The organism is Mycolicibacter sinensis, assembly GCF_001667945.1.
Classification (GTDB): domain Bacteria; phylum Actinomycetota; class Actinomycetes; order Mycobacteriales; family Mycobacteriaceae; genus Mycobacterium; species Mycobacterium sinense_B.
Genome location: NZ_LZJK01000029.1, coordinates 36,075 through 49,577 on the forward strand (window position 1 = coordinate 36,075; position 13,503 = coordinate 49,577).

The following is a 13,503-nucleotide window of genomic DNA, read 5'->3' on the forward strand; positions in this document are numbered from 1 at the left end:
CGGGTGGCTATCGCGGTTACGGGTAGGGGATCGCGGGGATGGCCGGAATCGCGGGGATGGCCGGAATGGCCGGAATCGCCGGGATCGCCGGAATGGCGGGGACAGCCGGGGCCGACGGAACCCGGGGTGCCGCCGGCGCCGGCGCCAACGTCGCCTGGCCTTGCTGAGCGGGGCGCTCGACGGCCGGTGCGGCACTGGTGAGCGGGGCATCCGGCACGGCGGTCAGATCCGGGACAGTGGCGGCTTCACCGGGGGCAATCGGCGCCAGCGGGACGGCCGGGGCAACGGTGGCCTCGCCGACCACACCTTCGTCGGCATCGTCCTCGCAGTCACCGCAGGCCGTCGCGACCGCGCCGACGGCGAGTCCGGTCACCACCATTGACAGGACCGACTTTCCGATACCGCGACTGCGCATGGATTCCCCCGTTGCTCGGTTGGTTGGATCTACCCTACGACGGCCCGGTCGGCCGGCGCCTACGGCGTCTGTCGGTGCCCGAAGCACACTGCCGCGCAGCCCGGAAACGTTAAGTGGCTCAACGGCTTCGAATTCGTTGTACAGCCCCGGCGGTGCTGGGTAGCTGAGCGGTTCGTCGCCGAAACGCAGTGCGGGCCGGCCTTATCGGGCCGGCCCCCACTGCGTCCAACGAGCCTCAGATGGTCTGGTGGCGGCCGAAGAACTTGTGGTCTTCGCTGTAGCCGCCATGGCCGCTGCCGATCTCCTTGTAGCTCTCCACGAACTCGATGCCCTTGATCCACTTGACCAGCTTGTAGCCGTGCTGCAGCTCATTACGCAGCCGCAGCGGCCGGCCGTGCATGTAGGGCAGCGGTTGGTCGTTCATGTTGTAGGCGAGCATCGACATGTGGTGCCACATCTGGTCGACGGGGTGGGCGTTGTAGTAGATGCCGCCGGTGGCGCCCAGGCCCATCGAGTAGAAGACGGCCCACTTCGCCTGTGGCAGCGGTTTGACGATGTCCATGATCGTCGACATCTGCACGCCACCCCACTTGGCCACCCCGGACCAGGCCTGCACACACATGTGCTGGGTGATCTGGTCGTGGTAGGGCAGCGCCTTGAGGTCTTCCAGGGAGAACTCCATCGGGTTCTCGACCAGCCCGTAGACCTTCAGCCGCCAGTCCTTGAAGTCGCCAGCCTCCAACTCCTTGTACTCGACGGTCTCCGGCAGCCGGCCGTTGCGCCAGTGGAACGGCGAGATGTCCGCCTCGGTGAAGGTGCCCGGCTCGGGGTTGAGCTTCTCCAGCGCCCGCTGGAACGGCCCGATCAGGGCGTAGCCGACCTTCTGGACCACTCGCGGGTACTTGAGCGTCAGCGGGGTGGCAACGAGCCAGCCGACGAGGCAGATCACCGCCGCCACGCAGAACACATAGAACCCGACGGGGCTGTGGCATTCGGGTCCGGCGCCTTCCGCGCAACCTCGGGCGGCGAACATATGGTTGAGGTTGTCGAAGGCATCCGTGGCGAACACCATCGTGACGTGCACCAGGATGAACAGCAGGAAGTAGCACAGCACCAGGAAGTGCAGGGACCGGGCGACCTGGAGGTTCAGCCGCATGTGCTTGCTGATCAGCCCGAGCCGCTGCGACAGCGCCGGCGACATGCCCAGCGCGGTGATGAGCGCTGCCGGGGCGGCGATGAACACCGTGACGAAGTACGAGATCAGCTGCAGCGCGTTGTAATTGACCCAGGTGTGGTCGTCCGGCCAGTCCAGCGATGCGTACTGGATCATCACTGAGGCCGCGTGCGGGATGACGTCCCAGCTGGTCGGCACGATGCGCCGCCACTGCCCGGTGGTGAACAGCAGGACGTAGAAGATGGCGCCGTTGAGCAGCCAGAGAACCCCGGTGCCCATGTGCCACCAACGGGCCAGGCCGATCGAGTGCCGGAAGCCGGGCAGGCCGAACTGCGCCGGCAGCGCAACGGTGTCGGCGTTGGCGGTCCAGTACGGGTCGTCGGGAACCGGCGGCCCGACCCGCAGCCATTCATCTTTGCCAGGGGTGGAGTTGCGGCTGAAGTACAGCCGAGGGTGGTCACAGAGGATCTGAATGCCGGCCCGGATGATGAAGATCATCATGAACAGGTTGAAGAAGTGCGTCCAGCCGGCCCAGGCGGGAAGACCGCCTTCGACCGCCGACGACGGGCTGCTCCCCGGGTATTGGGCGATGAAGTCCTCGACGCCGGGGATGTTGCGGACGCCCTTGCCGATCGCGATCGTCGCGACCAGCCCGACGAAGCCGATCGGGATCAGCCACAGCAGGTTGAACCACTTGTCCCGCCCGACGCGCAGGTGCGGGGCGACCGCACGCCGGGACAGGTCGAAGCCACCGCCATAGGTCTCTACGTCGACGGTGTCGTCGTGATTCTTATGAATCTCGGTGCGGTAGCCCTGTTCCAGCTCCAATTCGACGTCGACGACGTCGGTGGAGTACTTGACCTGGTGGGTTGTCTCGTCCGTGGCTGGTGAGGTGGCAGGACCCCGGGGGTCGAGCTGTCCTTCAGCACCCTGTCCGTCGATCGTTGTCACGTCGCGACAGTACAACCGGGAGGCTCTCGCTCTGCCGCTCTGACACCAAATGCACAGGGTTCTGGCAGGAAGCTCAGGTATTGCAGATGCGGATGAAAACGGCAGATGCATCCGAGAGTGCGGAATGGGTCTATCGGGTCCTGCCGGGCCGGGGAGGTGTTCGGCTCGACGCGATTATTTCCGGGCGAACACCGCCGTTGGTAGCCGGGGGCAGCCCGTCGCGCCCAGGCGAATCTCGCGCGTAACTGACCGTTTACCTAATGCGTCCATAATTCGAGGCAGAATCGGCGAACCGAATTCGCCATCGCCGCCGGATTGCACTCCGCGCGGCAGGCGGGGGCTGCGCAACACGGCTAGCATGCGCAGTGGAGAAGCTTGCGATCAGGCAGGGGTAGATGACGACCAAAAACGCACCGAACCGGCCCCGTAGCCGGGCAGTGCAACGGGCGGGGGTTGGGACGGACCGTGGCTGACGAAAACCGGGGGCCCGGTTACGGCCTGGGGTTGTCGACGCGCACCCAGATGACCGGGTACCAATTCCTGGCGCGTCGAACCGCGATGGCGTTGACCCGCTGGCAGGTGCGGATGGAAGTCGAGCCGGGCCGGCGGCAGGCGCTGGCCGTGGTCGCCTCGGTCTCGGCGGCTTCGGTGATCTGTCTCGGCGCGCTGCTGTGGTCGTTTCTGAGCCCCTCGGGCCAGATGAACGAATCGCCCATTATCGCCGACCGCGATTCGGGGGCGCTGTACGTCCGGGTCGGCGACACGTTATATCCGGCGCTGAATTTGGCCTCGGCCCGGCTGATTGCCGGTCGCCCCGACAATCCGCACAAGGTGCGCTCCGCGCAGATCGCCGAGCAGCCGCACGGCCCGCTGGTGGGCATCCCGGGGGCGCCGTCGGACATTCAGCCGACGTCGCCCACGTCGTCGTCGTGGTTGATCTGCGACACCGTCGGCAACGTCCAGGGTGTCGGCGCGCCGTCGCCGGTGACGGTCACGGTGATCGACGGCAGCCCGGACCTCAGCTCGCGCCGCCGGGTGCTCGACGGCCCGGACGCCGTGGTGCTGCGCTACAACGACGAATCGTGGGTCATCCGTCAGGGCCGGCGCTCGCGCATCGACGCCGCCGACCGGGCGGTGCTGTTGCCGCTGGGACTCACCCCCGAGCAGGTCGAGCATGCCCGGCCGATGAGTCAGGCACTGTTCGACGCGGTGCCGGTCGGGCCGGAGTTGGCGGTGCCGTTTGTGCCCGATGCCGGCCGTCCGCCGGCCTTCCCCAATGCGCCCGGCCCGGTGGGGACCGTCTTCACCACACCGCAATTGGCTGGGCCGCAACAGTATTCGGTGGTTCTGATGAACGGCGTGCAGACCGTGTCGCCGGTGGTGGCGCGTATTCTGCAGAATGCCGGGGCGACCGCGGGCGGTGCTCCGATCGTGGTGGCGCCGCCGGAGCTGGCGAAGATGCCGGTGGTCACCGGGCTGGACCTGTCGGCCTACCCGGAGGGGCCGCTCAAGGTCGTCGACATGAAGGAGAACCCGTCCACCTGCTGGTGGTGGGAGCGCTCTAACGGCGAGAGCCGAGCCCGGGTGCAGGTGGTGTCCGGTCCCACGATCCCGGTGCCGCAGAAGCAGATCAACCGAGTGGTGTCACTGGTGAAGACCAACGACAAAAGCATGCCGCAGGCCGACCGGGTCTACTTCGGACCGGGCTACGGCAACTTCGTCGCGGTGACCGGCAACGACCCGGACGCCTCCACCCGGGAATCGTTGTGGTGGCTGTCCGCCTCGGGCGTGCGATACGGCGTGCCGGGCGACGACGAGCGCAAGGCGCTGGGTCTGGTCACTGAGCCCGCGCTGGCGCCGTCGGTGGCGTTGCGCTTGCTGGCGCACGGTCCGACGCTGTCGCGCCAGGATGCGCTGGTACGCCACGACACCCTGCCAACCGATATGAACCCTGCAGAATTGGCGGTGCCCAAGTGAAACGTGGATACGCCCGGCCGACGCCGGAACGCGCCCCGGTGGTCAAGCCGGAGAACATCGTATTGCCGACGCCGCTGAGCGTCCCTCCGCCGGAGGGCAAGCCGTGGTGGCTGGTGGTGGTCGGCGTGCTGGTGGTGGGCCTGCTGGTCGGCATGGTCGCGATGACCGTGGCCAACGGCTCCCGGATGTTCCTGGGTGCCGGTGCCATCTTCCCGATCTTCATGATCGGTGGCATCGCGATGATGATGTTCGGCGGCCGCTTCGGCGGTGGCGCCCAGCAGCTGAGCCGGCCCAAGCTCGACGCGATGCGCGCCCAGTTCATGCTCATGCTGGACCGGCTGCGGGAGTCGGCCGCGGAGTCCGCCGACAGCATGGACGCCAACTACCGGTGGTACCACCCGGCGCCGTCCACCCTGGCCGCCGCGGTGGGATCGTCTCGGATGTGGGAGCGCCAGCCCAACGGTAAGGACCTCAACTTCGGGCTGGCCCGCGTCGGGGTCGGTATGACGCGCCCGGAAGTCACCTGGGGCGAGCCGCAGAACATGCCCACCGACATCGAACTCGAACCGGTGACCGGCAAGGCGCTGCAGGAGTTCGGGCGCTATCAGAGCGTGGTCTACAACCTGCCGAAGATGGTCTCGCTGCTGGTCGAGCCGTGGTATTCGCTGGTCGGCGATCGCGAGCAGGTGCTCGGGCTGATGCGCGCGATCATCTGCCAGTTCGCGTTCTCGCACGGACCCGACCACCTGCGCATGGTGGTCGTCACCTCCGATCTGGAGCAGTGGGACTGGGTGAAGTGGCTGCCGCACTTCGGCGACCCGCGCCGCCAGGACGCCGCGGGTAACGCCCGCATGGTGTACGGCTCGGTGCGCGACTTCGCCACCGAACACGCCGATCTGTTCTCCGGGCGCGGATCGTTCATGCCGCGCCACGCCAGCTCCTCGGCGGAGACGCCCACGCCGCACCACCTGATCATCGTCGACGGCATCGACCCGCAGTGGGAGTACGTCAACACCACCGAGGGCATCGACGGGGTGACGTTCTTCGACCTGACCGGCGCTGCCGAGTGGCGCGGTGTCGCGCAACGGGTGCTGCGCTTCGACGACAAGGGCATCATCAACGCCCTGCCGCGCGACCGCGACACCTGGATGGTCATCGACGACAACGAGTGGTTCTTCGCGCTGGCCGACCAGGTCAGCCGGACCGACGCCGAGCAGTTCGCGCAGCGGATGGCGCACTGGCGGCTGGCCGAGGCCTACGAGGAGATCGGTCAGCGGGTGACCCATCACATCGGGGCCCGCGACATCCTCTCCTACTACGGCATCGAGGATGCCGGGCGGATCGACTTCGACAGTCTCTGGACGAGCCGGCAGAAGGAGGGCAGCCGGGCCCGGCTGCGGGTGCCGTTCGGCAACCGCTCCGACAACGGTGAGCTGCTGTTCCTCGATATGAAGTCGCTGGACGAAGGCGGCGACGGCCCGCACGGCGTCATGTCGGGCACCACGGGTTCGGGTAAGTCGACGCTGGTGCGCACGGTGATCGAGTCGCTGCTGCTGGGGCACTCGCCCGAGGAACTGCAGTTCGTGCTGGCCGACCTCAAGGGTGGATCGGCGGTCAAGCCGTTCGCGGGTGTGCCGCACGTGTCGCGCATCATCACCGACCTGGAAGACGACCAGGCGCTGATGGAACGCTTCCTGGAGGCGATGTGGGGCGAGATCGCCCGCCGCAAATCGATGTGCGACAGCGCCGGTGTCGACGGCGCCAAGGAGTACAACGAGATTCGGTCCCGGATGGCCGCCCGCGGTGACCACAGCCTGCCGCCGCTGCCGATGCTCGTCGTGGTGATCGACGAGTTCTACGAGTGGTTCCGGATCATGCCGACCGCGGTGGAAGTGCTGGACTCGATCGGCCGGCAGGGCCGCGCCTACTGGGTGCACCTGATGATGGCGTCGCAGACCATCGAGAGCCGCGCCGAGAAGCTGATGGAGAACATGGGCTACCGGCTGGTGCTCAAGGCGCAGACCGCCGGCGCAGCCCAGGCCGCCGGCGTGCCGAATGCGGTGAACCTGCCGGGCAAGGCCGGCTTGGGCTACTTCCGCAAGAGCGGCGAAGAGGTGATCCGTTTCCAGGCCGAGTTCCTGTGGCGCGACTACCACCGCGGCGGGATTCTCGACGACGAGCAATTGCCGCAGGTGCACTCCATCGACTACATCCGGCCGCAGCTGTTCACCACCGCGTTCACCCCGCTGGAGGTAAGCGTCAGCGGCACCGAACTCGAGGCGGCCGAGGAGACGCCGGCCATCACGGCCACACCGGCCGAGGAGCCCCCGGTCGAGGAAGAGGACGCGATCCGGATTCCCAAGGTCGGCACGGTGATCATCGACCAGCTGCGCCAGATCGACTTCGAGCCCTATCGGCTGTGGCAACCGCCGCTGGACGTTCCGGTGGCCATCGACGAGCTGGTGAACCGCTACCTGGGCCACCCGTGGCAACAGGACTACGGCACGCGGCGCGATCTGGTGTTCCCGATCGGGGTCATCGACCGCCCGTTCAAGCATGACCAGCCGCCGTGGACGGTGGACACCTCCGGGCCGGGCGCCAACGTGCTGATCCTGGGCGCGGGTGGTGCCGGCAAGACGACGGCGTTGCAGACGCTGATCTGCTCGGCGGCGTTGACCCACACTCCCGAGCAGGTCCAGTTCTACTGCCTGGCCTACAGCGGTACCGCGCTGACCACGGTGGCCAGCCTGCCGCACGTGGGCAGCGTCTGCGGGCCGACCGATCCCGACGGCGTGCGCCGCACGGTCGCCGAGCTGCTGGCGCTGGTGCGGACCCGCAAGCGCAGCTTCCTCGAGAACGATGTGGCCTCGATGGAGGTCTTCCGGCGGCGCAAGTTCGACGGGGCCCCGGGAAATGTCCCCAACGACGGCTTCGGCGACGTCTACCTGGTGATCGACAACTACCGCGCGCTCTCGGAAGACAACGAGGTGCTCGTCGAGCAGGTGAACCAGATCATCAACCAGGGCCCGTCGTTCGGTGTGCACGTGGTGGTGACCGCCGACCGCGAGTCGGAGTTGCGCCCGCCGGTCCGCAGCGGCTTCGGCTCCCGGGTCGAGTTGCGGCTGGCGGCGGTGGAGGACGCCAAGCTGGTGCGGTCCCGGTTCGCCAAGGACGTCCCGGTCAAGCCGGGCCGGGGCATGGTCGCGGTCAACTACGTGCGGCTGGACAGCGATCCGCAGTCCGGCCTGCACACGCTGATCGCGCGCCCGGCGATGGCCGACACCAACGAGCGGGTTTTCGAGTCCGACAGCGTCGCTGCCGCGGTCAGTCAGGTCGCGGTGGGCCGGGTGCGCCCGGTGCGGCGGCTGCCGGCGCGGTTCGGTCTGGACGAGGTGCGGGCGGTCGCGGCCAACGACCAGCGCGAGGGTGTGGGTGCCGGCGGCATCGCCTGGGCCATCTCCGAACTCGACCTGCAGCCGGTCTATCTGAACTTCGCCGAGAACGGGCACCTGATGGTGACCGGGCGCCGGGAAGCAGGCCGCACCACCACGCTGGCCACCATCATGAGCGAGATCGAGCGGCTGTACGCGCCCGGTGCCAGCACCGCGCCGCCGACTACGCAACCGTCGGCGCAGGTGTGGCTGATCGACCCCCGTCGGCAGCTGTTGACCACGTTGGGCTCGGACTACGTGGAGAAGTTCGCCTACAACATGGACGGGGCCGTCTCCCTGATCAACGAGTTGGCCGCCACGCTGGCCAACCGGGAGCCACCGCCGGGTCTGTCGGCCGAGGAGCTGCTCTCGCGCACCTGGTGGAGCGGGCCGGAGATCTTCTTGATCATCGATGACATCCAGCAGTTCCCGCCCGGCTTCGACTCGCCGTTCCAGAAGGCCGCCCCCTGGGTGACCCGCTCGGCGGACGTCGGCTTGCACGTGATCGCCGCCAGGACCTTCGGCGGCTGGTCGTCGGCCGGCAGTGATCCCTTGCTGCGGGCCCTGCACCAGGCCAATGCGCCGCTGCTGGTGATGGACGCCGACCCCGACGAGGGCTTCATCCGCGGCAAGATGAAGGGCGGTCCGCTGCCCCGTGGCCGTGGCCTGCTGATGGCCGAGGACACCGGCGTGTTCGTGCAAGTCGCCGCAACGGAGCTGCGGCGCGCGCCGGCGAACGAACGCGCGGCCACCCCGGTCCGCTGAGCCTGTTCCACCAGCGGCCGCGGTGATGCGCCTAACAGCGGCGTCGTGGTTGCTGGGGGTGTCACATCCGGTGCGGGCGGGAAGCTTTCGCCGCGGCCAGATTTTAATCGCAGGCACCGTTGCGACCGCCTCGGCGGGGACTTCGGCCCGCCACCGCAGCGGCGAATAACAGAACTGTGTTTCGGCAGGCTGGCCCGGTTTCCACGGCCCAGAACCAGCCATCGGGTTACTCCGCTGTTACCCCAAGTGAACAGTTGCTGTCCCCAGATGAACACTGAGCGTCATCGGCTGTATCGGCCGTCAGGACCCCTTACGCTCAGTGGCAGAAAGATTGCTGAAGGCGATCCGAGGAGGAAAGTCGAATGTCGTTCGTCAACGCGCAGCCGGAGGCGCTGGCCGCGGCTGCCGGGAACCTGAGCGGAATCGGTTCGGCGTTGAACGCGCAGAACGCCGCTGCTGCCGCCCCGACCACCGGCGTGGTGCCGGCTGCTGCCGATGAGGTCTCGGCGTTGACCGCCGCCCAGTTCGCCGCCCACGCGACGATGTACCAGCAGGTGAGCGCCCAGGCCGCGGCGATCCACGAGATGTTCGTCGCCACCCTCAACAGCAGTGCCACTTCCTACGCCGCCACCGAGGCCGCCAACGCGGCTTCGGCGGGCTGATGGGAGGAGAGCCGTTCTTTTGTGCACAGCCGGACATGACCAGCGGCTCTATCCGGTGACCAGGTAACTACCAGAAACAACAACCAACGAACTTCAAGACAAGGAGAGACAACAGTGGCAACACGTTTTATGACCGATCCGGATGCGATGCGGGCGATGGCGGGGCGTTTTGATGTGCACGCCCAGACGGTGGAGGATGAGGCCCGGCGGATGTGGGCGTCGTCGACCAACATCTCCGGTGCGGGCTGGGGTGGTCTGGCCGAGCGGACGTCTTACGACACGATGGGTCAGATGCAGACGGCGTTTCGCAACATCGTGAACATGTTGCACGGGGTGCGCGATGGTCTGATTCGCGACGCGAACCACTACGAGCAGCAGGAAGCTGCTTCCCAGCAGATCCTGTCGAGCTAGGAGGAGAACTACAGATGAGCATTAACTACCAGTTCGGTGATGTGGATGCCCACGGTGCGTTGATCCGCGCCCAGGCCGCTTCGTTGGAGGCCGAGCACCAGGCGATCGTGCATGACGTGTTGGCTGCCGGGGACTTCTGGGGTGGCGCGGGTTCGGTGGCCTGCCAGGAGTTCGTGGCCCAGCTCGGCCGCAACTTCCAGGTCATCTACGAGCAGGCCAACGCCCACGGTCAGAAGGTGCAGACCGCCGGCAACAACATGGCCAACACCGACGCCTCGGTCGGGTCCAGCTGGGCCTGACCGACCGCAACTCGCAGCGCGGCAGCACACCGATCCACCGGTGTGCTGCCGCGTGCTGCAATGGGTGGGGTAGTGGCAAGCGTGACCTGACCGCTGCGTGATCCAATAGCCAAGTACATCGGCAAGGTAGAGGAGGGTAGTGATGGACCCGAGCACCCGCACCGACATCACCGTCAACGTCGAGGGCTTCTGGATGCTGCAGGCGCTGCTGGATATTCGCCACGTCGCGCCCGAGTTGCGTTGCCGACCTTACGTTTCCACCGATTCGAACGACTGGCTGTCGGAACACCCCGGCATGGCGGTGATGCGTGAGCAGGGCATCGTCGTCGACGACGAGGTCAACGAGGTGGTGGCGGCCCGGATGCGGGTGCTGGCCGCGCCCGACCTCGAGGTGGTCGCGCTGCTGTCACTGGGCAAATTGCGCTACGGCGTGATCGATGACGAAGACCAGCCACCTGGCACCCGCGACATCCCCGACAACGAGTTCCGGGTGCTGCTGGCGCGGCGCGGCGAGCACTGGGTGTCGGCGGTGCGGGTCGGCACCGACATCACCGTCGACGACGTCGCCGTGACCGATGCCGCATCGATCGCCGCCCTGGTGATCGACGGCATGGAATCGATCCACCACGCCGATCCGGCGCAGATCACCGCGGTCAACGTGCCGATGGAGGAGATGCTGGAGGCGACGCAGAGCTGGCAGGACTCCGGCTTCAACATCTTCACCGGGGGAGACCTGCGCCGGATGGGCATCAGTGCCGCCACCGTGGCCGCGCTGGGGCAGGCGTTGTCGGAGCCGGCTGCGGAGGCCGCCGTGTACGCGCGGCAATACCGTGACGACGCCAAGGGCCCCAGCGCCTCGGTGCTGTCGCTCAAGGACGGGTCCGGCGGCCGGATCGCGCTGTATCAGCAGGCGCGCACCGCGGGATCGGGCGAAGCGTGGCTGGCGATCTGCCCGGCCACCCCGCAGCTGGTGCAGGTTGGTGTAAAGACGGTTCTGGACACCCTGCCCTACGGCGCCTGGAAAACGCATCGGAGGGTCTAGCCGGCCGACCGGGGGGTTGACGCGCACCGAAATGTCGTGTGCCGCACCGGGAAATTGCCGGTAAACGCGAATCGTGCGAATTGCATGCATTGGCTTTAGAATTGGACGGACTTTGAAATGACAAATTGCGAGGCGGCACCCATGGGTTCTATGGCGTCAGTGTTCGTCGATCAGGTGGTGCGACCATGACCACGGCTATCGAGTCGGCGCAGCCGGGCGGTGAAGTCGCGCCGTCGGCGCCCCGGGCCGTGGTGGTGGGGATCATGGCCGGCGACGGCGTCCAGATCGGGACGCTGCTGGACGCCGACGCGCCGGTGTCGGTGATGCTCGACCCGTTGCTGAAGGTGATCAACAGCCGGCTCGCCGAGCTCGAGGAGCCGACCCTGCAGGCGCAGGGACGCGGTCGCTGGGTGCTGTGCCTGGTCGACGGCACCGCGCTGCGGCCGAACCAGTCGCTGACCGAGCAGGACGTCTACGACGGTGACCGGCTGTGGCTGCGGTTCATCGAGGACGGGGAGCGGCGGTCGCCGGTCATCGAACACATCTCCACCGCGGTCGCGGTGAACCTGTCCAAGCGGTTCGCCCCGGTCGATGCCGCAACCGCCGTGCGAGTCGGGGTATCGACCCTGGCGATCGGGGTGCTGCTGGCGACCGGACTGCTCGCCGCCTGGCGCTACGGGCACGACGACTGGCTGGCGGCCGGGTTCAGCGCGGGGCTGGCCCTGCTGGTGCTGATCGCTGCCGCGCTGATCCTGCTGCAGGCCCGCAATGCGTCTGACCGGCGTGTCGGTGACATTCTCCTGGCCAGCGGCCTGGCGCCACTGGTGGTGGCTGCCGCCGCGGCGGTGCCCGGCCCGGTGGGAGCCGCCCAGGCGGCGCTGGGCTTCGGTGTCGCCGGTATCGGTGCGCTGTCGGTCATCCGGCTCACCGGGCGGCAGTTGGCCGCCTACACCGCCGTCGCCGTCATCAGTGTGGCGGTCATGTTCGCCGGGGTGCTGCGGATGCTGTTCCTGACCGGCGCGGTGACCCTGATGGCCTGTGTGTATCTGGCCTGTGTGCTGGCCTACCAAGGCGCTCCGTCGTTGTCGCGGTGGCTCGCCGGCCTGCGACTGCCGGTCTTCCCGTCGGCGACCAGCCGCTGGGTGTTCGAGGCCCGTCCCGACCTGCCCACCACGGTGGTGACCACGCCCGGCGCCCCGCCGGCCCTGGAGGGTCCGGAGTCGGTGCGCGAGGTGGTGCTGCGCGCCGAACGGGCCCGCTCGTTCCTGACCGGTCTGCTGTCCGGTCTGGGCGTGCTGATCGCGGTGACCGTCACCGGTTTGAGCGACCCCCGTTCGGACCGGTCCTGGCTGCCGGTGCTGCTGGCGGCTCTGACCGCCGGGTTCCTGGTGCTGCGCGGCCGTTCCTTCCGGGACCGCTGGCAGGCGGTCACGGTGACCCTGACCGGTCTGGTCATCGTCGCCGCGGTGGTGGTGCGCTTCGTGGTGGTGCAGTGGACGCCCACGACGCTGGTGATCGGTGCGGCGCTGCTGGTGCTGGTCCCGATGTTCGGGCTGCTGTCCGCGGTGATCGTGCCCAACACCATCTACAGCCCGCTGTTCCGCAAGTTCGTCGAATGGATCGAATACCTGTGCCTGATGCCGCTGTTCCCGCTGGCACTGTGGTTGATGAATACCTATGAAGCCATCCGGTACCGCTAGGGGCGTGCGTCGGCTGCAGCGCACCGCGGCCGCCGGCGCCGCGATGATCATGATGACGAGTGGCTCGCTGGCCGGGATGCCGGTGGCCGGCGCAATCGATCCGCCGCGGATCGATCCGGCCGCGCTGCCGCCCGACGGCACGCCGGGACCGCCGCAGACGATGCGGCAGACCTCGTACTGCACCGAGGTCGGCGTCCTGCCGAACACGGACTTCCGGGTACAGCCGGCCTACATGGACATGCTCAATCTGCCCGAGGCGTGGAAATTCAGTCGCGGGGGCGGGGTGACCGTCGCGGTCATCGACACCGGCGTGACGCCGCACCCGCGGTTGCCGAACCTGATCGGCGGCGGCGACTACGTGATGGGCGGCGGCGATGGGCTGTCGGACTGCGACGCGCACGGCACCCTGGTGGCATCGCTGATCGCCGCGATGCCCGACAACGGGGTGACCCCGCTGCCGCCGCCACGCCAGACCCGCCGGCCCCCGTCGGTTCCTACCAACGAACCGCCGCCGCCGACGCCGGCGCCGCAGACCACGATCGTGGTAATGCCGCCGCCCCCACCGCCGCCGGCTCCGCCACCCGTCGAGGGTGAGGAACCGGCGCCCGGTGCCGGGCGCGGGACCGGGGACGGGCGCCGGGGCAGGGGCGGGCGCGGGGGCCGGCGCCGGTGCGCC

General features: G+C 68.1%; 10 protein-coding genes. 8 read left to right on the forward strand and 2 right to left on the reverse strand.

The genetic code is table 11. The features are described 5' to 3' along the window. Positions 1–16: 16 nt before the first annotated feature. Both A5694_RS02855 and A5694_RS02860 read right to left on the reverse strand, forming a co-directional pair. Positions 17–373 carry a hypothetical protein gene (locus A5694_RS02855; RefSeq protein ID WP_125225991.1) on the reverse strand — a complete coding sequence of 119 codons (357 nt, stop codon included), beginning with the start codon at positions 371–373 and terminating at the stop codon, positions 17–19. 277 nt (positions 374–650) lie between these two features. Continuing rightward, positions 651–2,417, reverse strand: a complete 1,767-nt coding sequence (locus A5694_RS02860; RefSeq protein ID WP_064920350.1) for a molybdopterin-dependent oxidoreductase — start codon at positions 2,415–2,417, stop codon at positions 651–653. Positions 2,418–3,005: 588 nt separating this feature from the next. On the opposite strand from A5694_RS02860, the gene eccB reads away from it, so the two are divergent. From eccB to A5694_RS02900, 8 genes are all read left to right on the forward strand, one after another. Next, positions 3,006–4,517: a type VII secretion protein EccB gene (eccB, locus tag A5694_RS02865; protein ID WP_064920351.1), complete on the forward strand. Its 1,512-nt coding sequence runs from the start codon at positions 3,006–3,008 to the stop codon at positions 4,515–4,517. Next, complete coding sequence (gene eccCa / locus A5694_RS02870; RefSeq protein ID WP_064920334.1) at positions 4,514–8,713, forward strand: type VII secretion protein EccCa; 4,200 nt, start codon at positions 4,514–4,516, stop codon at positions 8,711–8,713. The genes eccB and eccCa overlap by 4 nt, the downstream gene beginning before the upstream one ends. Before the next feature lie 362 nt (positions 8,714–9,075). Continuing rightward, on the forward strand, positions 9,076–9,375 hold the full coding sequence (locus A5694_RS02875) for a PE family protein (RefSeq protein WP_064920335.1): 300 nt from the start codon (positions 9,076–9,078) through the stop codon (positions 9,373–9,375). A 114-nt stretch (positions 9,376–9,489) separates the two neighbouring features. Then, the gene (locus A5694_RS02880; RefSeq protein WP_064920336.1) at positions 9,490–9,786 is read left to right on the forward strand and encodes a WXG100 family type VII secretion target; all 297 of its coding nucleotides are present in this window, start codon (positions 9,490–9,492) and stop codon (positions 9,784–9,786) included. A 14-nt stretch (positions 9,787–9,800) separates the two neighbouring features. Next, positions 9,801–10,085 (forward strand): WXG100 family type VII secretion target, encoded by a 285-nt coding sequence (locus A5694_RS02885; RefSeq protein WP_064920337.1) that lies wholly within the window; start codon positions 9,801–9,803, stop codon positions 10,083–10,085. Between the two features lie 142 nt (positions 10,086–10,227). Next, positions 10,228–11,127 (forward strand): ESX secretion-associated protein EspG, encoded by a 900-nt coding sequence (locus A5694_RS02890; RefSeq protein ID WP_064920338.1) that lies wholly within the window; start codon positions 10,228–10,230, stop codon positions 11,125–11,127. A 185-nt stretch (positions 11,128–11,312) separates the two neighbouring features. After that, the gene (gene eccD, locus A5694_RS02895; RefSeq protein WP_064920339.1) at positions 11,313–12,827 is read left to right on the forward strand and encodes a type VII secretion integral membrane protein EccD; all 1,515 of its coding nucleotides are present in this window, start codon (positions 11,313–11,315) and stop codon (positions 12,825–12,827) included. After that, positions 12,805–13,503 (forward strand): S8 family serine peptidase (locus tag A5694_RS02900; protein ID WP_234787895.1); only part of this gene is annotated, 699 nt, incomplete at its 3' end. The genes eccD and A5694_RS02900, both read left to right, overlap by 23 nt.

Bases quoted from the DNA above. Each gene is read 5' to 3' on its own strand.
- A5694_RS02885 (WP_064920337.1), top strand. From the start codon at position 9,801: ATGAGCATTAACTACCAGTTCGGTGATGTGGATGCCCACGGTGCGTTG.
- A5694_RS02875 (WP_064920335.1), top strand. From the start codon at position 9,076: ATGTCGTTCGTCAACGCGCAGCCGGAGGCGCTGGCCGCGGCTGCCGGG.
- eccD (WP_064920339.1), top strand. From the start codon at position 11,313: ATGACCACGGCTATCGAGTCGGCGCAGCCGGGCGGTGAAGTCGCGCCG.
- A5694_RS02890 (WP_064920338.1), top strand. From the start codon at position 10,228: ATGGACCCGAGCACCCGCACCGACATCACCGTCAACGTCGAGGGCTTC.